This is a genomic window from Aurantibrevibacter litoralis (genome assembly GCF_034651555.1).
Taxonomy (GTDB): domain Bacteria; phylum Bacteroidota; class Bacteroidia; order Flavobacteriales; family Flavobacteriaceae; genus Aurantibrevibacter; species Aurantibrevibacter litoralis.
On sequence record NZ_JAYEEQ010000002.1, the window covers coordinates 78,627 to 100,065 of the forward strand.

Here is a 21,439-nt window from a genome sequence, read left to right on the forward strand (position 1 = left end):
CACCTCACCCGGAACTGCAAAAAGACAGTTCCGACCTCTCCATAGGAGAGGTAAATAGGAAACCCCGACCTAAGGGTCGGGGAATCTTTAGATTAAAGACATTCTATGGTAGCTACAGTGTTTTAGCATTCTTTACATTCTCTTTCGTTAAAGCTATAGCCACCACTTCTTTCATTTCAGTAACATAATGAAAGGTAAGCCCTTTAAGATAATCGGGTTTAATTTCCTGAATATCTCTCCTGTTTTCTTCACAAAGAATAATCTCTTTTATCTTTGCTCTTTTGGCTGCTAATATTTTCTCCTTGATACCACCTACAGGCAAAACTTTACCTCTTAAGGTAATCTCGCCAGTCATGGCCAAACTCTTTTTTACTTTCTTTTGCGTAAATAAAGAAACCAAAGAAACTAACATGGTTATACCCGCACTTGGGCCGTCTTTTGGGGTGGCTCCTTCCGGAACATGAATGTGCACATTATACTTATCAAAAACAGTGGGATCTATGCCATACTCTTGGGCATTGGATTTTATGTATTCCATAGCAATGGTGGCCGATTCTTTCATCACCTTTCCTAAATTACCCGTTATATTTAAGGTGCCTTTGCCTAAGGATAAAATAGACTCAATAAATAAAATATCGCCACCGACGCTCGTCCAGGCAAGTCCGGTAACCACACCTGCCACATCGTTATTTTCATATTTGTCGCGCTCCATGCGTGCAGGACCCAATATTTTCTCCACATCTTCCAAAGAAACCTTGCTATTATATGCTTCTTCAATAGCGATGGACTTGGCCGCATACCGTACTACTTTTGCAATTTGCTTTTCTAAAGTCCTAACTCCCGATTCTCGGGTATAGCCCTCAACAATTTTTTCCAGTTGCGGTTTTCCAATTTTCAAATGTGCATCCGTTAAGCCATGTTCCTTCAATTGTTTTGGCAGTAAATGTTTTTTGGCTATCTCTACCTTTTCTTCAATAGTATAGCCGGTAACGTTAATGATCTCCATACGATCTAACAATGCAGGTTGTATTGACGAAAGACTATTGGCCGTAGCAATAAACATTACTTTAGAAAGGTCATAGCCTACTTCCAGAAAATTATCGTGAAACTCGTAGTTCTGTTCCGGATCTAATACTTCTAGCATAGCCGAAGAGGGATCACCCTGATAACTGTTGGAAAGTTTATCGATTTCGTCTAAAATAAAAACAGGATTCGACTTACCCGCCTTTTTAAGACTCTGAATAATACGCCCCGGCATAGCACCTATATAGGTTTTGCGATGTCCTCGTATCTCTGCTTCATCTCGAAGTCCGCCTAAAGAAATACGCACGTATTGTCTTCCTAATGCCTCGGCTACCGATTTTCCCAAAGACGTTTTACCTACACCCGGAGGCCCGTACAGACAAAGAATGGGCGATTTCATATCATTCCTTAGTTTTAGCACCGCTAAATATTCAATAATTCTTCGCTTTACATCTTCCAATCCGTAATGATCTCTATCTAAAATACGGGCAGCTCTTTTTAAATCGAACTTATCTTTTGAGAACTCATTCCATGGCAATTCTAAAAATAAATCCAAATAGTTTCGCTGAATGGAGTACTCAGCCACCTGAGGATTCATGCGTTGCATTTTGGCCAACTCCCTATTAAAATGTTCGGCTATCTCTTTGCTCCATTTTTTCTTTTTGGCCTTCACTACCATTTCATCTACTTCTTCTTCATAGGAAACCCCGCCCAATTCTTCTTGGATGGTTTTCATTTGCTGATGCAAGAAGTACTCTCTTTGTTGCTGATCCATATCGCTTCGCACCTTGGACTGAATCACGTTTTTGAGTTCCAGTTTTTGTAGCTCCACATTCATGTACTTTAGGGTAGCCAAAGCCCGCTCTTGAAGATTGTTAATCTCCAAAAGCTCTTGCTTATCTTTTACCTCTAAATTTAAGTTGGAAGAAACAAAATTGATAAGGAACGAATTACTTTGTATATTTTTAATAGCAAAGGAAGCTTCACTAGGAATATTAGGATTATCTCTAATGATTTTTAAGGCAAGTTCTTTAATTGACTCTATAATTGCCAAGAATTCTTTGCTATTTACGTCGGGGCGCTCTTCGTCCGCCTCTCGTACGGTAGCCGTCATATAGGGTTTTTCGGTAAGCACCTCGGCGATTTCAAAACGCTTTTTTCCTTGAATAATCACTGTAGTATTCCCGTCGGGCATTTGTAACACCCTTAAAATTCGGGCTACCGTCCCTAGGGTATTAATGTCTTTTATTTCCGGGTTTTCGGTTTCTTCATTTTTTTGCGAAACCACGCCAATTACTTTAGTGCCATTGTTGGCATCCTTAATCAATTTAATAGATCTATCCCTGCCGGCTGTAATCGGGATAACTACCCCGGGGAATAGTACCGTATTGCGCAAAGGTAAAATTGCCAATGTTTCCGGCAAGCCCTCATTATTCATCTCTTCCTCGTCCTCAGGGCTCAACAAGGGTATTAACTCCGAATCTTCATCGATTACCTGCAAAGACATATTGTCAAAATTTGAAATTTTAGAATCTCCCATAGCTATATAATCGGTCATTCTGTCACTTAATGTACAGCTGACTTTATTTAGTTCATATTTCCCTGCCTCTTAATCGCCTTTATCTAAGGCTATTCATTAAAAGCAAGCTTTTTTTTACATACCTTAAACGCAATTCCTGTGCCAACACAAAAAAAAATAAAAAAACTGTAACAATCTTGACATTGTTTCATCATTACATCAAACCAATCCCTTTTTGAGCCACAAAAAAGAACATATTGATATTGTATTGCAAAATTGCCGTGAGGGAAAGCAAAGTGCACAAATGGAAGTGTACCATCGCTATTACAAAGCCATGTACAATACTGCCATACGCATCGTAAAAAACAGTGCCGATGCCGAAGACGTTATGCAGGAATCCTTTTTAAAAGCATTTACAAAATTGAACAGTTACAGAGGTGAAGTTGCATTTGGCGCATGGCTAAAGCGCATTGTAATAAACCAAAGTATCTATCACTATCGACAACTTCAAAGAAATAACGAAGTAGACCTAGATGATGTGCTTTATAGGGTCGAAGATAATGAAGGAATTGTTACAGATCAGGAGGGTACCGAACTAAAGGCTCAAAAAGTATTGGAAACCCTAAAATCTTTAAAAGACAATTACAGAATTTCTTTGACCTTACATTTAATTGAAGGATATGATTACGAAGAAATATGCGAGGTGATGAACCTGAGCTATGCCAATTGCAGAACTTTGATTTCGCGAGCTAAGGAAAGTTTGAGACGCAAACTCATACCTATGTAATACGATAAGTGTGTATAGGGCATCTATAAAAAAAGACGGTACAAACCGATATTAACAAAGCTATAGCATTATATTACAGTATTTTGCCATAAATGAAACGAGACATGCTTAAAAGTATAACACACAGGAGAATGAGTATTGGCGCGTTATACTCCAGTGCTGAGCGCAGTAGAAACATGACCGATTTAAAAATATAAATGGAACACATGAAAAAAGACAAATTAGACGATGTATTTGACACGTTACAAAGTCAATTTGATGTTGAGGAGCCCATTGCCGGACACGCACAGCGATTCCTAATAAAACTGGAGAAGGATGCGAGAATACGTTCCATAGAAAAACGTAAAAATACGTGGTGGAAACCCCTATCTATTGCCGCTTCATTGGCCGTATTGCTATCCGGGAGTTATTTCTATTTTTTGGGTAATTCCGTAAAAGATCAGGTAGCTAAAATTTCGCCCGAGGCTTCTAAGACCGAGTTTTATTTCGCCAATCTTATTAACGATCAGGTAAAGCAACTGAAAAGCGAAAGCACGCCCGAAACCCAAAAAATTATTGAAGATACCTTAGTAATGCTTCAAAAATTAGAGAACGATTATAATTCGCTGGAGCAAGATTTGGTTCATGGCGGTAACAGTAAACTTATTCTGAGTGCCATGATTATCAATTTTCAAACGAGAATAGATTTAGTAAAAGATGTCTTAAAAAAGATAGAAACCATAAAAACATACAAAAATAATGCTGATGAAGACTATATTATTTAATAAAATTCTACTCCTCCTCTTTACCATACCGATGACGATTTGGAGTAATGACAGCACCTTAAAAGGCAAGTTTACGAAAGAAAAAACCGTTAAAAAAGAATTTTCTGTCAATGCCGATGCGCTCCTTAAAGTAAGCAATAGCTATGGCAATCTGCATATTACTTCTTGGAATGAAAATAGGGTTGTGATTGAGGTACACATTAAAACCAACGGCAATAATGAAGATCGGGTGCAGCAAAAATTAGATGAAATAAACATCGACTTCGAAAATAGTGGTAGCATGGTATCTGCAAAAACTAACTTCTCCAAAAGCAAGAGCTGGGGGTGGAACTGGAACAACAGCACTGTCAATATGCAGATTAACTACACCATAAAAATACCTGTAAAAAATAGTGTTAACCTCAGCAATGATTACGGCAGTATTTTATTGGATCGCATTGATGGGCATGCTAAAATAAGCTGTGATTACGGTCGTTTGGAAATTGGGGAACTCAGAGGAAGAAGCAATAGTTTGAGCTTTGATTACACTTCTAAATCCAGCATTGGCTATATTCATAGTGGTGAAATTAATGCAGATTATTCTGATTTTACTATTGAAAAGGCGGGAGATTTGTTGCTTAGGGCAGATTATACCAATTCTACTGTGGTACACATGGAAAATCTGGAGTATGCCTGTGATTATGGCAATATCGATATTGGTGCAGTTACTGATGTAAAAGGCAACGGAGATTACATCAATGTTAAATTGGGAACTGTACGTGGAAACGTAGCTATTTCATCGGATTATGGATCTATCCGGTTAAACGAATTAACCCCGGAGGCCGGAAACGTGCGCCTAACCACCAACTACACCAATGTTAAAATTGGATACAGTCCGTTCTATTATTTCGATTTTGAAATTAGAACCCGCTATGCCGGCGTTAGTGGAAAAGATAGTTTTGAAATGAGCGTTCATCAAGAAAAATCCAATGACCATTATTACAAAGGGTACTACGGACAACCAAACTCGGAAAAATCGATAGCTATCACAAGCAATTATGGTGGCATTTCGTTCACCAAAAATTAAATAAAAAATTTCTTGAAACTGACTATCCCCGAGGCAAGCCATAGGGGTATACTTCTACTGCGCTCAGTACGGGTCTCGCCAGTTTCATTTTAGCCTTTGAGCCAAAAACCGAAATTTTGTATTTTACCTCACCCGGAACTGCAAAAAGGCAGTTCCGATCGCTCCAAAGGAGCGATAAATAGGAAAACCCCGACCCTTGGGTCGGGGAATCTTTAAATTGAATCGATACAAACAATGTTACCTTATGAATAATATACTTAAAAACAAAAACATGAAAAATAGCTTTTTATTGGGATTTACGCTCCTTGTCATTACTATGGCTAATGGACAATGGGGCAAAAAAATTAAAGGAAATGGAAATGTGGTTTCCATAGAACGGAACACATTAGACTACGATGAGGTTTCAGTTGCCGGGTGGTTTAATGTGGAATTGGTTGAAGGTAAAGAAGGGAAAATAACCCTGAAAGGAGAGGAAAATCTACTGGAATATATTGAAACCGAGGTAAAAAACGGAAAATTAACCATTAAGGTCGAGAAGGGTGCTACCCTACAGCCATCTGGTTGGAAAAATACGGTTTTTGTTACCGTACCTGTAGAACGTATCGATGCGGTGAGTCTTTCGGGATCCGGTGATATAGTCGCAAACAAAATGTTAAAAGCGAATACTTTTAGAACGAATGTTTCAGGCTCCGGCAATGTCTCTTTGCGCGTGGAAGCGCAAACTCTTAGCACCACCGTATCGGGTTCTGGCGATGTACAACTCAGCGGACGCACAGAAGAATTAAGCGTTAGTGTATCAGGTTCCGGAGATTTAAAAGCTTTCGATTTAGATGCCGATCATGTAAACGTATCTATTTCAGGATCTGCAGATGTGAGGATAACGTCTAACAAATCGCTTAAAGCCCATGTTTCTGGCTCGGGGAATATTACGTACAGAGGTAATCCGGAGAGGTTGGAAAGTAAATCGTCTGGCTCAGGCAAAATCTCGAAGGGATAGCAAGACATCGAACCTTCAATAAAAAATTTCTTGAAACTGACTATCCCCAAGGCAAGCCATTGGGGTATACTTCTACTGCGCTCAGTACGGGTTTCGCCAGTTTCATATTAGCCTTTGAGCCAAAAACCGAAATGTTGTATTTTACCTCACCCGGAACTGCAAAAAGGCAGTTCCGATCGCTCCAAAGGAGCGATAAATAGGAAACCCCGACCCTTGGGTCGGGGAATCTTTAGATTGAAAAACGTGACCAGCAAGTGCTTTTTTTTTAAATCGCTTCAAAGAGAACTACGCAGTTCTCTTTTTTTTATGCACTCTAGTTAATAAAAAAGCTCCTATCAAAAAAAACAAACCCAAAAACAAGGTTGCATTGCGCATACTTCCGGTAACTTGAGCAATAAACCCATACATAAAAGTCCCAATGACGATCCCTATTTTCTCGGAAACATCGTAAAAACTAAAAAAGGAAGTGGTATCCATGGTATTGGGTATAAATTTAGAATAGGTAGAACGAGATAAGGCTTGAATACCTCCCATGACCAAGCCCACACAACCCGCAGCGATATAAAAACCGGTTGGGGTTATCACAAAATAGGCATAAATACAGATCAGTATCCATAGGCAGTTCACTACTACGAGCGTCTTTATATTCCCAAAAATACCAGACGCCTTTGCAGTCAGTGTTGCCCCAAGAATGGCCACCAACTGAATGACCAAAATACTGATTATTAGTCCCATCGTACGCTCGGTATCTGAACCCCAATGTATTTCTTCCTCCCCAAAATAAGTTGCAATAAGCATTACGGTCTGTACAGCCATACTATACACAAAAAAAGCACCGAGATACCTTTTCAACGTAGGTTCGTTACCCAACTGTTGCCAAACTTTTTGGAGTTCCTTAAAGCCATTTAGGATAACACGTTCCTTAGTGCCCGCTCTCCTATTTCCCTTAGGTAGGTTATAGAAGGTGTACTGACTAAAAATCATCCACCAAATCCCCACAGTAATAAAGGAATATTTCATGGCTTTTAGTTCGGTAATGCCACTTTCATCGGAGGTAATACCGAAACTATGTGGATACAAAACCATCGCCAAATTAAGGAGCAGCAAAATAACACTGCCGACATAACCCATAGAAAAACCCTTCGCACTAATACGATCTTGTTGTTCCGGATACGCTATATCTGGCAAATATGAATTATTGATGGCAAAGCTTACCCAAAATCCAACCAATCCAAAAAAGTAACACAGCAGTCCAAAATAAATATTTTCCAAAGAAAACCAATACAAACCAATGCAAGAAAACCCGCCTAGGTAGCAGAAAAATTTCATGAACATTTTTTTGTTGCCCAAATAATCGGCCACTCCGGACAGTAAAGGTGTTATAATGGCAATACACACAAAAGCAAGAGAAGTAGTATAACTGATTAAAGGTGCTCTGGCAATTTCTCTGCCAAAAACATGTATTTTTTCAATTTCCGCCGCTCTAAAAAGCGCACCGTAAAAAATGGGGAAAATGGCCGAGGATATTACTAGGCTGTACACGGAATTGGCCCAATCGTAAAAAGCCCAGGCATTCAACAATTTTTTACTGCCTTTGATGGGGGGAAACTGTGCCATTCCTAAAAAATTAAAGCTGCCCCGAAACAGAAACAGCTTTTATATAAAATAGTGTATATTTTACCATTATTTAAAAGAGGTAACCCCAAATTTGGCTGCTTCTTGCTTTGCGGCCGGCGCCCAAGCCGTAAGATTTGCAATTCGCGTATCATTAGATGGGTGTGTACTCATAAATTCCGGGGGAGCTTCTCCTCCGCTATTCGCCTTCATCCTTTTCCACAATTCAGCGGCTTCATCGGGATTATAACCGGCTATAGCCATAATTTGCAACCCAATTCTATCAGCTTCAGTTTCATGACCTCGACTAAAAGGCAGCATCACTCCTACTTGCGAACCTACACCATAGGCCTGATTAAAAATAGATAAAGTCGCCGGATCTTTTATAGCTACATTCCCTGCCACGGCGCCTAACTGTTGCAACGTGCCCGCAGACATGCGCTGGGCACCATGGTCGGCAAGCGCATGCGCTACCTCGTGACCCATAACCACCGCAACGCCTGTTTCGCCCTTACAAATAGGAAGAATGCCGGTGTAGAATACAATTTTACCCCCTGGCATAGCCCAGGCATTTACGTTTTTATCATCTACCAAATTATATTCCCATTTATAATCCTTTAGATACCCGGGATACCCGTTGGAATTTAACCATCGTTCTGCCGCTGAGGCAATCCGCTGCCCTACGCGAGTGATCATTTCGGCCTCGGGTGTGCCTTTTATAACTTTGTTTTCACCCAGAAACTGATCATATTGCGCAAAAGATGAGGGAAAAATTTGACTATTGGACATGAAATTAAGTGTGCTTTTTCCGGTAAACGGATTGGTCTTACATCCTTCAACGCCGAATAAAACGATCAAAACTACAAGAATTCTTTTCATGATGACTACTTTTTTAGTGCCGGAAAATTACAAAATTTTACTTTCCTGTAATATGCAATTCGGTAAAATCCTTATTTACTTCAATAATATTGCTGCCGTTCAATTTCACTTCAGAAAAACTGACCTTTTCATTGTCCACCTCAATATATTTAATCTTAAAAGGTAGACCGTGCAAGCGGAGTTTAAATTTTTTGTAGGAGGTGATGAAGGAACCGTCTTTAAATTGTTGTAGAATGAGTTCGTTTTCTTTTCCTCTTAACTTAAAATTCCGTAAGCTGTAAAGCCCTTTTTTATAATCATAACCGTCTTGACTGTCTTCATAGACCGAAGAGTTTTCGATACCTATTTTAAAATACACATCTAAAATGAGTTCTGTAATTTCCTTTTCTCCTACATATTGTTGTATGGGGTATTTCGGAATAATAGCTCCTTCTTTAATAAATAACGGAATCTTATCAATATCGGCTACCACCCATTTTTCCATACCCCCCTGAATGACTTCCCCATTCCAAAAATTATACCATTTGCCTCTTGGAATATACATACGCCTGCCTTTGGCATTGGGTTCTTGTACCGGACATACTAGAATTTGTTCTCCAAAAATAAATTCGTCTGTTCTAAAGTGGGTTTGGGTATCTTCCTGATCATAATGAACCAACGATTGTATCATAGGTACGCCTTCTTTGGCATATTTATAATACATGGTATACAAATAAGGTAAAAACTGATACCTAAGTTCTATGAATTTACGAACAATATCGGTTACTTCATCATCAAAAGACCAAGGTTCTTGGTCGCCATGGTCGCCACTAGAATGTACTCTACAAAAAGGGTGAAACACCCCCAGCTGTATCCATCGGGCAAAAAGCTCTCCATTGGGCTGTTCGGCAAAACCTCCAATATCCGAACCCACAAACGACATGCCACTCATGCACATACGCTGCACTTGTACATTGGCAATCCATAAATGTTCCCATGTGGCCACATTGTCTCCAGTCCAGGTAGACGTGTAGCGTTGTGCGCCTGAATAGGCAGAACGCGTAATAACAAATGGTCGTTTAGGATACGAAAATTTCTTGACGCCCTCATAGGTGGCTCTTGCCATTTGTGTACCGTAAACATTATGTGCTTTTCTATGGCTGCATGGATGGCCGTCATAATCATGGCGTACATCTAAAGGAAAAGTTTTTGTAGGTACTTCCATTACTGCAGGTTCGTTCATATCATTCCAAACCCCTTTGATGCCAATTTCACCGATCAGATCCTTGTAAAGGCCTGCCCACCATTCCCGAACTTCAGGATTCGTGAAATCTGGAAAATTACATTCTCCCGGCCATACTTTACCACGCATATAAGGCCCATCACCTCTTTTACAGAAATAATCATTGTCCTTGGCTTGTTGGTAGACCCAATAATCACTATCAATTTTAATTCCCGGATCTATAATTGCCACGGTTTTGAAGCCGCTATCTGTAAGCTCCTTTACCATTTTCTTGGGATTTGGAAAATAGTTGTGGTTCCAGGTAAAGCATCTAAAGCCTTCCATATAATCAATATCTAAATAAATACCGTCACAGGGTATCTTCAATTTCCGAAAAGTATTGGCTATTTCTTTTACCCGACTTTCGGGATAATAACTCCATTTGGACTGATGAAATCCAAGGACCCACAAAGGCGGTAACTCCGGTTTCCCGGTTAAATCGGTATATGCCTTTACGACTTGCGGCATTTTTGGCCCATAGAAAAAATAATAGTTCATTTCGCCACCATCTGCCCAAAAACTGGTTACATTACGCCGTTCATGCGAAAAATCGAAATGCGTCCTAAAAGTATTGTCAAAGAAAATACCGTAGGCCATATTATTGTGAAGTCCCACATAAAATGGAATAGCTTTGTATAAAGGTTCCTGATCTTTTCCAAAAGCATATTGATCGGTTGCCCAATTGTTGACCCGTTTTCCTTTAAGGTTAGAATGTGTGGCCTTATCGCCCATAGCGTAGAAACTTTCCGAAGATTGGGTTATTTTGCTCATTTTTACGGTATTACCACCGTACTCATAATTTTCTTCCCAATGAAAACCCAGCTCATCTTCGTTAATAATATGTCCGTCTAAATCGGATATCTGTATGCGCAGCGTCTTTTTGTCGACCAGTACTTTTAGCTTTTCAGTAACGACCCAAAATTCTGTACTTGCTTCAATCACTTCCAAATGATTGTAGCCGTTACTTGCATCGTCGCTAATCGCATAAGAAAAATCGGGTTCAAATAAATTCTCGGTAGCGTAGCGAAACCGCAAGGCGGTATCTTGAAGTATGGTAAGCTCTAAAATCACACCGTTTTCGGTGGTAAAATAAATTCGATCTGTATCCCTACGATAATCAATAATCGTATTAGGGTATAGATTTCCTTTATATTCAAGTTCGGTATTGGTAATCATATTTCTCTTGTTATTGAAATGGACTTACAAAAAAAGAACATTAAAGGGTAATAATAAAACATTATCACAATCATATTTCAACTATAACGTTGTAGGGTTCTGATATTAGTTAAAAACCATTATAAAATAGCTCAATTGACGATTATTTTAAATTTTCAACGCGCATTCTCAAAAAAGTGGAACGCTTTTTGAAAAGCGCTTAAAGATAGAATTAAATTCTTTTAGATATATTTACTAATCTTAATATTAAATTCATGAAAAACGTAGCGTTATTTGCATTCCCTTTTTTAGCTTTATTTTTAATAGCCTGTGATGGATCTGACGGACCTCCGGGGCCTCCCGGTCGCGATGGACTAGACGGTGAAGACGGAATTAATATTTTGGGGGAGGTATTAGAAATTGAAGGGGATTTTTCGGCAGCCAACAATTATTCATTGTTTTTTGAATTTCCCCAAACCATAGAAGTTTTTGAATCGGATTTGGTGTTGGTGTTTATTTTGTTTGAACAAACCCAAGATGGTAACGGACAACCGGTAGATGTATGGCGCTTACTGCCCCAAACTCGGATATTAGATCAAGGTCTTTTGCAATACAATTTTGACCATACCTTTTTGGATGTCAACATTTTTATGGAATCGGACTTTGATTTAAGCACTTTACCCCCCGGCGATACCCAGAACCAAATCTTTAGGATTGCTGTGGTGCCTGCCGATTTTTCACAAAGCGCCAAGGTTGACTTCTCTAATCTCGATGCCCTAATGGGTACTTTAAATATAAAAGAGCAAGACATTAAAAAGTTTTAATCGCAATTAAACGAAACGCACATGAGATGCTCAAAAAAAAGGACTTCTTCATCGCTGTGAACAGAAGTCCTTTTTTTAACAAAAGGGTGCAAATTGGCCCTACAGATGGGATGTAATTAAATTTGATTTCAATGTTAAAAAATATCAGCTTATATCTTTTAATAGTGTGCTTTGGTTGCAAAGGCGTTTCTCAGGAAAAAGAAGACTTGACGAGCCAAAAAACGGCTGAAAAGAAACAATTCGCCATTACCAAAACCGAGGACGAATGGAAAAACCAGCTTACCGATATTCAATTTTATATCCTTAGAAAAGCAGGCACCGAAACACCATTTAGCAGCCCATTATTAAATATAAAAGAAAAAGGAACTTATGCTTGCGCTGCGTGCGGCACAGCACTATTTAAAAGTGAGTACAAATTTGATTCCGGTACCGGATGGCCTAGTTTTGATAGGGAAATTCCCGGAAATGTGGCCTATGATCTGGATTATGACCTTGGTTACAAACGCATAGTAGAGCACTGTGCCACCTGCGGGGGACATTTAGGGCATGTTTTTGACGATGGCCCCCGCAATACGACCGGAAAAAGGCATTGTATAAATGGTGCCGCACTACAATTTGTGCCTACCCCATAGGAACAATTTTATTCCAAAACAGATTTTTTTTTGAACCACCTTCTTTTAAAATGTAAATACTATTACCTCCTTTACGTTTGGTTTTGTATTTTTGCCCCGCACGATATAAGATCAAATAAAAATAACTATGAGCACTTTCGATATTATTGTTTTGGGTAGTGGGCCTGGTGGATATGTTACTGCCATTAGAGCCTCTCAGTTGGGTTTTAAAACAGCGATTATAGAAAAGGAAAGTTTAGGCGGTGTTTGCCTTAACTGGGGATGTATTCCTACCAAAGCACTATTAAAATCAGCTCAAGTATTTGAATACTTACAACATGCAGGCGACTATGGGCTAAAAGCAGATGGTGTAGACAAGGATTTTACTGCCGTGGTACAACGCAGTAGAAATGTGGCCGATGGTATGAGTAAGGGCGTGCAGTTTTTAATGAAGAAAAACAAGATCGAAGTTATTAAGGGGCATGGCACTTTAAAGTCCGGCAAAAAAGTAGCTGTAAAAGCAGAAGACGGTACAGAAACGGAATACAGCGCGCAGCACATCATTATTGCTACCGGTGCCCGAAGCCGAGAATTGCCCAATCTTCCTCAGGACGGAAAAAAAATAATTGGATACCGACAGGCGATGACTTTGGAGAAACAACCCAAAAAATTAATTGTCGTTGGTAGTGGTGCCATTGGTATTGAGTTTGCCTACTTCTACAATGCCATGGGCAGCGAGGTTACGGTGGTAGAATACTTGCCCAATATTGTTCCTGTGGAAGACGAAGATGTTTCCAAGCAATTGGAGCGCAGTTTTAAAAAGAGTGGAATTACCATTATGACTTCTGCCGAAGTAACTTCGGTAGATACATCGGGCGATGGTGTAAAAGCTACGGTTAAAACCGCCAAAGGGGAACAAATAGTAGAAGCGGACATTCTTCTTTCTGCGGTTGGCATCAAAACAAATATAGAAAATATTGGCCTGGAAGCAGTAGGTATTGCCACGGATAGGGATAAGATTGTAGTGAATGATTATTACCAAACCAATATCCCCGGGTACTATGCCATTGGCGATGTAACACCGGGGCAAGCTTTGGCGCATGTGGCTTCTGCCGAAGGTATTTTGTGTGTAGAAAAAATAGCCGGAATGCATGTAGAGGCCTTAGATTACGGCAACATCCCGGGTTGTACTTATTGTACACCAGAAATTGCTTCTGTGGGGCTTACGGAGAAACAAGCGCGTGAAAAAGGACTCGATATTAAAGTGGGTAAATTTCCATTCTCGGCAAGTGGTAAAGCAAAAGCCAGTGGCGCTTCAGATGGTTTTGTAAAAGTGATTTTTGATGCCAAATACGGAGAATGGCTCGGTTGCCACATGATTGGTGCCGGTGTTACCGACATGATCGCGGAGGCCGTTGTTGCGCGAAAATTAGAAGCTACGGGGCACGAAATACTAAAAGCAGTGCATCCGCACCCTACCATGAGTGAAGCGGTTATGGAAGCCGTAGCCGATGCCTACGGAGAGGTCATCCATTTATAAATTCTTCCGAAAAAACCAAAAAGCAATGTTACAAGCGTTTAGAATTACAGCCATTCTGGAGGGTATTTCGTATTTGCTCCTTTTTGGAGTTGGAATGCCCTTAAAATACGGGTTTCAGATAAAAGAACCCAACATCTATATCGGATATGCTCATGGCTTTTTGTTTGTAGCCTATGTGGCTTTGGCCGTTCTTGTTTGTATTGAAAAAAGATGGGGGATTAAACGATTTTTAATTTTATTTGGAGCTGCACTCCTTCCGTTTGCTACATTTTACATCGATAAAAAGTATTTAAAACCAATAACTCCCATTCTAAAATAGTAGGGGCTTACTTTGTTTCCTGATTCAATCGGTAAATAGCCCCATCGAAACTACATATATAAAGCTCGTTTTGGTTGTCTGTACCAAAGGAGGAGATATTTAATCCGCTATTCAAAAGTAATTCATTGTTACCTACCGAAGTGCCATTCACGGCAAGTGCCCAAATGCGACCCGATACAAAATCGGCATAAATGTAATGACTGCGCAATTGGGGCAACAGACTTCCCCGATACACATAGCCTCCGGTAATGGATACATCTCCGGCATTATGAGTGTATTCAAACACGGGCGGCACTAAGGATTCTGTATCGCATTCATTGCCCGAAAAACAAGCGGTACCTTCCAAAAAATTCCAACCATAATTTGCCCCTTTTTGAATAATATCTATTTCCTCAAGTTCGCCTTGACCAACATCGCCTGCCCACAATGCAGCGGTTTCTACGTCGAAGCTCATGCGCCAAGGATTGCGCAAGCCATACGCAAAAATTTCCCTTCGGAAGACCGTACTTTCTGCATAAGGATTATCGGGCGGAATAGCGTAATTGAGACCGTCGTCCATGCCATTGACATCTATCCGAAGTATTGATCCGAGAAGATTCTCTCGGTTTTGGGCATTTCCTTGCGGATCGCCGCCAGAACCACCATCGCCCACAGCAATATACAGAAATCCATCCGGTCCAAATGCCAATTGCCCTCCATTGTGGTTTGTAAACGGTTGCGGTATTTGAAGTAGTATGACTTCACTGTTTGCATCGGCATTATTAGCATCAGTCTCCATAACACTAAAACGGGATACTACGGTGGTATTTCTGGAGGTATTGTAATACACATAAAAGTAGCCATTAGTTGCAAAATCGGGATGAAAAACCATACCCAACAATCCCATTTCGTTCTCGCTATCATCTACCCTGTTACCTATATCAAGAAAAACGGTGCTTTGTGGTACCGTAGTTTCATTTGGAAACACCAAGATACGCCCTCTTTGCTCTACCACAAAAATACGATTAGTTCCATCATCAGGGCTTTGCACATCCAAAGGGCGGCTAAATCGAAGTTCCGGAAATGCATTGGTGAGGCGTACCGTAAACGTATCGGGTAGATTGTTCGCTCCATTATCCGAATCATTACGACTGCAGGAACCCAAAAGAAGAAACAGTATAAGCCATTGATATCTCATTTCACCAATTTTAGATTATCGTCTAGGGTTTAGAATGCAACGGAGGAAACGAGAAACTATTGTACATTTTTAATTTAAAAAAGCCCACCCATGGCTCACATACAACTATAAAAAACTCTGTATGGCCAGATCATAACTCTGAAGTCCAAAACCCAACACAACCCCTTTGGCTCCGCTGGAAATATAAGAAACATGTCTAAAATCTTCTCTCTTGAACGTATTGGAGATATGCACTTCTACAACCGGCGTACTTATGGCTTTTACGGCATCACCAATGCCCACCGAGGTATGTGTATACGCCGCCGCATTAAGAATAATACCGTCATATGAAAAACCAACGGCTTGTATCTTGTCTATAAGTGCTCCTTCGATGTTCGACTGAAAATATTCTAATTGCACTGTTTTAAACTTAAATTGCAGCTGTGTAAAATAATCCTGAAATGTGGTACTTCCATAGACCTCAGGCTCCCTTTTTCCCAATAGATTCAGGTTGGGACCATTAATAATTATTAATTTCATGTGTTTCTATTTATTCTTTTATCGGTCATGCTTCGACTGCCCTCAGCACAGGAATGTAACTCGCCAATACGCTCTCTTGTGTGTTGCACTTTATAGCATGGCTCGTTTCATGTATTTGTGTTTATTGTTTTTCAGCCCACCTACGGTGCATTCAAGGAAACATCGCCCTCGATTATTAAAAAATAATTAGGGCTATTTTATCAACACAAATATTTACAAATCATTGATTATTAATTATTCACATCGATTACTACAGCTCCCTTTTTTAATACCTACCCGCTTACCCCATTCAGGTAGGTTCTGAGCTCGGAATTTGAGTTTTTCAACTACAATTTCAATGATACCCGAGATGATTTCGTAAAAGTATCTAAAAAAATTGTCAGAAAAAAGAATTACACCGCCGTGGAAGTTGTATCCTGAACGGGTATTGCCGTACACAATGCAAATGTTAGACTCTCTTTTTATTAAAACACAATTGGTCTATCTTTGAGGTATGAATTGGCGACAAGCATTGCAAGACTACCTGCATTATCTGCAAATAGAACGGGGACTTTCTCATAACTCTATTACGAACTATAGCTTGGATTTGCACAAACTCATCGCTTTTTTGGAATCCAATAAAAATGCACCTAGTCCCGTTGCCATAGACAAAGGAATGGTACAACAATTTATTTATGAAATTTCAAAAACCCTAAACCCCAGAACACAAGCCCGTATTATATCGGCATTGAAGGGGTTTTTTAATTATTTGGTCTTTGAGGATTACCGCAAAGACAATCCTATGGATTTGGTGGAGTCTCCAAAAATTGGACGAAAATTACCAGATACCTTATCCGAGGATGAAATAAACCAACTTATTTCGGCCATCGATTTGTCCAGTCCCGAAGGAGAACGCAACCGTGCCATCTTAGAAACGCTATACGGCTGCGGCTTGCGTGTTTCAGAACTTACCGGGCTTGCACTATCTGATTTATTTTTTGAAGAAGGTTTTATTAAAGTAAAAGGCAAAGGCGATAAACAACGGTTTGTTCCTATTAGTGCTATCAATAAAAAGTATATAATCTGCTATGTTCAGACGATACGAGCGAAACAAAAAGCGCAGAAAAATTTTGAAGATATCCTCTTTTTAAACCGTCGTGGCAAACAACTAACTCGGGCTATGGTCTTTACAATCATTAAACGGCTTGCCGAAAAAATTGGATTACACAAAACCATTAGTCCGCACACCTTACGCCATTCCTTTGCCACTCATTTATTGCAGAACGGAGCCGACTTAAGATCTATTCAACTGATGTTAGGGCACGAAAGCATTACGACCACAGAAATTTACATGCATTTAGATCGCTCCTATTTAATAGAGGTTTTAAACACCTATCATCCCCGAAAATAGTACTCTATCACACCTTACCTTTTAGTCCCTAAACTGGCTGTAATTTCTCTTGTAGGGTCTAATGATTAAGCGGGCTTCCCTATCAAACCTAATGTAATTGTACACCCAATTAATAAATACCACCATACGATTTCGAAATCCTATGAGAAAAAAAAGATGTACAAACATCCAAACGAACCAAGCAAATACACCCTGAAATCGATACCGTTTTAGATCTACTACCGCCTTATTTCTTCCCACCGTGGCCATACTTCCCTTATCTACGTACGCAAAAGGAATCATCGGTTTGTTTTTTAATAATCGAATAAGGTTGTCGCCCAATTGCGTGCCTTGTTGCATCGCCGGTTGCGCCATCATTGGGTGTCCGCGAGGATACTTTTCACTTTCCATTGCTGCAATATCACCAATTGCAAAAATATGCTCATACCCTAAAACTTGATTAAAAACATTTACCCTTACTCTATTGCCCCCTGCCAATAGTGTTTCGGCGTCCAAACCAGACACTGTGGCACCTTTAACACCCGCAGCCCATACTAATGTAGCCGAATCAAAAGTGAGATCGGTCATGGTCGTAACGGTTTTGCCGTCATAGCCTGTAACCCGAGTGTTTTTCCAAATCTGAACGCCCAAATGTTCTAGAAAATCTTCGGCTTTTTTAGAGGCTTGTAGGCTCATTTCATTCAATATTCGGTCACTAGACTGTATAAGATTTATCTGTACTCGGCGTGTGTCCAAATCGGGATAATCTTTTGGCAAAATACCCTTTTTTATTTCCGCTAAGGCTCCAGCCAACTCCACTCCCGTGGGACCACCTCCTACAATTACAAAATTCATCAAAGCATCTCTTTCATGCATTTGATCCGTTAACAAAGCCTGTTCAAAATTTTCCAAAATAAGGCTTCGGAGGTTCAACGATTGCGGTATGGATTTCATTGCCATACTATTTTTGGCTATTTCGGCATTCCCATAATAATTGGTTACAGATCCCGTGGCCAAAACCAAATAATCAAAACGCAATTCACCAATGGAGGTGATGAGCGTTTTATCGTTCAGCTTAATCTTTTTTACATGAGCTAATCGGAAATAAAAATTGGGATAATCTTTTAAAATTTTACGAATGGGATACGCTATGGAATCGGGTTCTAACCCACCGGTAGAAACTTGATATAATAAAGGTTGAAAGGTGTGGTAGTTGTGTTTATCTAACAGAACCACTTGCACTTCTTGCTTGCTCAATTTTCTTGCCAGAGAAATTCCGGCAAAACCACCACCGATAATCACTACTCTTGGAAAACTGGACTGCGGAACATTCATTTAAAATTTTTAGTTCAAATGTAAACATTCACAGCATTATGGCAGAATATAATGTGGCTTTATCTTATATTTAAACATGAAAAGGAAATTTGGTTTTTTGAGGAATAGAAAAGTATTCGTAGCACGCAACGAATACAGGCCTTAATAAATTGAAATGACCTCTAACAATTAGGAATAGAGTTCCAAATTGATAAAAAAATTCTTGAAACTGACTATCCCCGAGGCAAGCCATAGGGGTATACTTCTACTGCGCTCAGTACGGGTTTCGCCGGTTTCATTTTGGCCTTTGGGCCAAAAACCGAAATTTTGTATTTTACCTCAGCCGAAACGGCAAAAAGGCAGTTTCGACCGCTCCAAAGGAGCGGTAAATAGGAAAACCCGACCCCAAGGGTTTGGGAATCTTTAAATTGAAGTGTGTTAAAACGTAACCAAGATAAAAAAATGTGTGCATTTTACCGTTTTTTTGTGCTGTAGCTTAATGCAATAAAAAACCTATAATACTTAAATTGATTCTTATGAGAACTTTACTGACTACCTTATTGTTAGCCCTATGTTTTGTGCCACTTATGGCTCAAAAAAAAGTAGATGATGTATTGAAAAGACTGGATGAACAAAGTGTGACCTACGGCAATATTGCCCAAAATATTTGGGATTTTGCAGAAATGGGCTATTTGGAAGAAAAAAGTGCAGCACTCCTACAAAGTACCCTGAGTAATGCCGGGTTTTCAATACAGCAAGGTGTTGCAGGTATACCCACCGCTTTTATTGCAGAATATGGCAATGGTGCACCCATAATTGCCATTATGGGGGAATACGATGCGCTTCCCGGTCTTTCCCAAGAAGCGGTAGCAGAAAAACAATCGGCCGGTAAAGCCGCGGGGCATGCCTGCGGCCATCATCTTTTCGGCACAGCGTCAACAGCGGCGGCTATAGCTGTAAAAGATTGGATGGCGGCTAGCAACACTAAAGGCACCATTCGCTTTTATGGCACCCCCGCCGAAGAAGGCGGCTCTGGAAAGGTATATATGGTGCGCGAAGGTCTTTTTGATGATGTAGATGTGGCCTTACATTGGCATCCCGGTTCACAAAATGCAGCCAATGCCGGTGCTGCCCTGGCAAATAAATCGGCTAAATTTCGGTTCTACGGAGTGTCGGCACATGCCGCCGGAGCACCCGAAAGAGGACGATCTGCGCTGGATGGTGTAGAAGCCATGAACCACATGGTAAATATGATGCGCGAACATATTCCGGAGCAGGCTAGAATCCATTATGTGATCACCAACGGTGGAAAAGCACCCAATGTAGTGCCCGACTTTGCTGAAGTGTATTACTATGCAAGACACAATACCAGAGATATTGTCATCGATATTTTTGATCGTATTGTAAACGCTGCGGAAGGAGCGGCTATAGGCACAGGAACCCGTATGGATTATGAAATGATTGGCGGCACTCATGAATTGTTGCCCAACCTTACGTTACAAAAACTTATGCATGACAACCTCACAAAGGTGGGCGGTTTTACCTATACCCCAGAAGAGCTGGCTTTCGCCAATAAAATAAGTGCCAGTTTAGGGGCAGAAAAAACAGATATTGCCACCGTTAAAAATGTACAACCTTATAAAACAGAAGCCAAAGCTTACGGATCTACCGATGTGGGTGATGTGAGCTTTGCGGTGCCCACAGCAGGGCTTTCTACCGCTACTTGGGTGCCAGGCACTGCCGCGCACAGTTGGCAGGCAGTCGCCGCAGGAGGTACCTCCATTGGACGCAAAGGGATGATGGTGGCTGCAAAAACCTTGACCCTTACCGCTATTGATTTGTTTCGTAACAAAGATATGGTAAGTAAGGCCAAGCAAGAGCTTGTAGAACGAAGGGGCGCTAATTTTGTGTATACACCGCTATTGGGTGATAGGGCACCAGCCTTAGACTACAGAAAATAAAATGTGGTAAGGCCTAAAAGGGCTTTACTGCCAGCGTTGCTACTGCTTTGGTCGTAGCCCTGAAAGCGACATGGTAAAAAATGATTATCATCCTTATCGGGCACTAGGTACAGTTTTTTCAAAGACCTTTATTCCGCTAGAACGTGGCCTGTATCCTACCACTTTTCATCGTCGGTTTTTTTATCATGGTGTAACAAAATAATAGAAAATACTACTTATATACACAAATACCAGCCAAAAGATTGACTAAGGAACTGGAACATCATTTTGTTAAAGCGCTAGAGAGCAATCAAAATATTGTTCATAAGGTGTGTACGCTGTATACCAATGATCAAGATTCGCATAAGGATTTGTTTCAAGAGATAACGATTCAGCTTTGGCAGGCGTACCCCAAGTTTCGAGGGGAGTCCAAATTCAGTACATGGATGTACCGTGTGGCCCTGAATACAGCTATAACCTTATATCGAAAAAACAAACGAAACATTGCCACAACCGATTATGATTCGGTACTATATAAAATAAAAGTAGACGAATACGACGAAACTGAGGAGGAACAATTAAAACTGCTATATACTGCGGTAAAACAACTAGGTGATATTGACAAAGCCTTGGTATTTCTCTATTTGGAAGATAAGGGATATCCGGAAATTGCGGAAACACTTGGCTTAACGGAGGTAAACGTACGGGTTAAAATGAACCGAATAAAAAACAAATTAAGAACTATTTTAAATCCTTAGGCT

The 21,439-nt window shown here is 40.2% G+C and carries 18 protein-coding genes; 11 read left to right on the forward strand and 7 right to left on the reverse strand.

Annotated features, from left to right (window positions below):
- Window positions 1-112: 112 nt before the first annotated feature.
- Window positions 113-2,563, reverse strand: coding sequence for an endopeptidase La (gene lon, locus U1E44_RS02425; RefSeq protein ID WP_323673836.1), 2,451 nt, complete (start codon window positions 2,561-2,563; stop codon window positions 113-115).
- A 214-nt stretch (window positions 2,564-2,777) separates the two neighbouring features.
- On the opposite strand from lon, the gene U1E44_RS02430 reads away from it, so the two are divergent.
- From U1E44_RS02430 to U1E44_RS02445, 4 genes are all read left to right on the forward strand, one after another.
- Window positions 2,778-3,329, forward strand: coding sequence for an RNA polymerase sigma factor (locus tag U1E44_RS02430; RefSeq protein ID WP_322929381.1), 552 nt, complete (start codon window positions 2,778-2,780; stop codon window positions 3,327-3,329).
- Window positions 3,330-3,535: 206 nt separating this feature from the next.
- A complete protein-coding gene (locus U1E44_RS02435; protein WP_322929382.1) occupies window positions 3,536-4,093 on the forward strand; it encodes a hypothetical protein in 558 nt (185 codons plus the stop codon).
- On the forward strand, window positions 4,074-5,159 hold the full coding sequence (locus U1E44_RS02440; RefSeq protein ID WP_322929383.1) for a DUF4097 family beta strand repeat-containing protein: 1,086 nt from the start codon (window positions 4,074-4,076) through the stop codon (window positions 5,157-5,159). The genes U1E44_RS02435 and U1E44_RS02440 overlap by 20 nt, the downstream gene beginning before the upstream one ends.
- A 271-nt stretch (window positions 5,160-5,430) precedes the next feature.
- A complete protein-coding gene (locus U1E44_RS02445) occupies window positions 5,431-6,156 on the forward strand; it encodes a head GIN domain-containing protein (protein ID WP_322929384.1) in 726 nt (241 codons plus the stop codon).
- Window positions 6,157-6,441: 285 nt separating this feature from the next.
- Here the strand turns inward: U1E44_RS02445 and U1E44_RS02450 are convergent, their stop codons facing one another.
- From U1E44_RS02450 to U1E44_RS02460, 3 genes are all read right to left on the reverse strand, one after another.
- A complete protein-coding gene (locus tag U1E44_RS02450; RefSeq protein ID WP_322929385.1) occupies window positions 6,442-7,773 on the reverse strand; it encodes an MFS transporter in 1,332 nt (443 codons plus the stop codon).
- 66 nt (window positions 7,774-7,839) lie between these two features.
- The gene (locus U1E44_RS02455; RefSeq protein ID WP_322929387.1) at window positions 7,840-8,649 is read right to left on the reverse strand and encodes a M48 family metallopeptidase; all 810 of its coding nucleotides are present in this window, start codon (window positions 8,647-8,649) and stop codon (window positions 7,840-7,842) included.
- A 37-nt stretch (window positions 8,650-8,686) separates the two neighbouring features.
- On the reverse strand, window positions 8,687-11,086 hold the full coding sequence (locus U1E44_RS02460; RefSeq protein WP_322929388.1) for a glycoside hydrolase family 31 protein: 2,400 nt from the start codon (window positions 11,084-11,086) through the stop codon (window positions 8,687-8,689).
- Window positions 11,087-11,340: 254 nt separating this feature from the next.
- Here U1E44_RS02460 and U1E44_RS02465 point away from each other — a divergent pair, with 254 nt between their 5' ends.
- From U1E44_RS02465 to U1E44_RS02480, 4 genes are all read left to right on the forward strand, one after another.
- Window positions 11,341-11,889 carry a hypothetical protein gene (locus tag U1E44_RS02465; RefSeq protein ID WP_322929389.1) on the forward strand — a complete coding sequence of 183 codons (549 nt, stop codon included), beginning with the start codon at window positions 11,341-11,343 and terminating at the stop codon, window positions 11,887-11,889.
- A 131-nt stretch (window positions 11,890-12,020) separates the two neighbouring features.
- Complete coding sequence (gene msrB / locus U1E44_RS02470; RefSeq protein ID WP_322929390.1) at window positions 12,021-12,521, forward strand: peptide-methionine (R)-S-oxide reductase MsrB; 501 nt, start codon at window positions 12,021-12,023, stop codon at window positions 12,519-12,521.
- Window positions 12,522-12,648: 127 nt separating this feature from the next.
- Complete coding sequence (gene lpdA / locus U1E44_RS02475; RefSeq protein ID WP_322929391.1) at window positions 12,649-14,040, forward strand: dihydrolipoyl dehydrogenase; 1,392 nt, start codon at window positions 12,649-12,651, stop codon at window positions 14,038-14,040.
- Between the two features lie 25 nt (window positions 14,041-14,065).
- Window positions 14,066-14,359: a DUF3817 domain-containing protein gene (locus tag U1E44_RS02480; protein ID WP_322929393.1), complete on the forward strand. Its 294-nt coding sequence runs from the start codon at window positions 14,066-14,068 to the stop codon at window positions 14,357-14,359.
- A 7-nt stretch (window positions 14,360-14,366) separates the two neighbouring features.
- Here U1E44_RS02480 and U1E44_RS02485 read toward each other — a convergent pair whose 3' ends face one another.
- Together U1E44_RS02485 and aroQ are read right to left on the reverse strand one after the other, a co-directional pair.
- Window positions 14,367-15,536: a PQQ-dependent sugar dehydrogenase gene (locus tag U1E44_RS02485; protein WP_322929395.1), complete on the reverse strand. Its 1,170-nt coding sequence runs from the start codon at window positions 15,534-15,536 to the stop codon at window positions 14,367-14,369.
- A 105-nt stretch (window positions 15,537-15,641) separates the two neighbouring features.
- A complete protein-coding gene (gene aroQ / locus U1E44_RS02490) occupies window positions 15,642-16,055 on the reverse strand; it encodes a type II 3-dehydroquinate dehydratase (protein ID WP_322929396.1) in 414 nt (137 codons plus the stop codon).
- 493 nt (window positions 16,056-16,548) lie between these two features.
- Between aroQ and xerD the strand changes: the two genes are divergently transcribed.
- Window positions 16,549-17,445, forward strand: coding sequence for a site-specific tyrosine recombinase XerD (xerD, locus tag U1E44_RS02495; RefSeq protein WP_322929397.1), 897 nt, complete (start codon window positions 16,549-16,551; stop codon window positions 17,443-17,445).
- 21 nt (window positions 17,446-17,466) lie between these two features.
- Here the strand turns inward: xerD and U1E44_RS02500 are convergent, their stop codons facing one another.
- Window positions 17,467-18,759, reverse strand: coding sequence for an NAD(P)/FAD-dependent oxidoreductase (locus U1E44_RS02500; protein ID WP_322929398.1), 1,293 nt, complete (start codon window positions 18,757-18,759; stop codon window positions 17,467-17,469).
- A gap of 515 nt (window positions 18,760-19,274) precedes the next feature.
- On the opposite strand from U1E44_RS02500, the gene U1E44_RS02505 reads away from it, so the two are divergent.
- Together U1E44_RS02505 and U1E44_RS02510 are read left to right on the forward strand one after the other, a co-directional pair.
- A complete protein-coding gene (locus U1E44_RS02505) occupies window positions 19,275-20,699 on the forward strand; it encodes an amidohydrolase (RefSeq protein ID WP_322929399.1) in 1,425 nt (474 codons plus the stop codon).
- 242 nt (window positions 20,700-20,941) lie between these two features.
- Complete coding sequence (locus U1E44_RS02510) at window positions 20,942-21,436, forward strand: RNA polymerase sigma factor (RefSeq protein WP_322929401.1); 495 nt, start codon at window positions 20,942-20,944, stop codon at window positions 21,434-21,436.
- Window positions 21,437-21,439 lie beyond the last annotated feature (3 nt).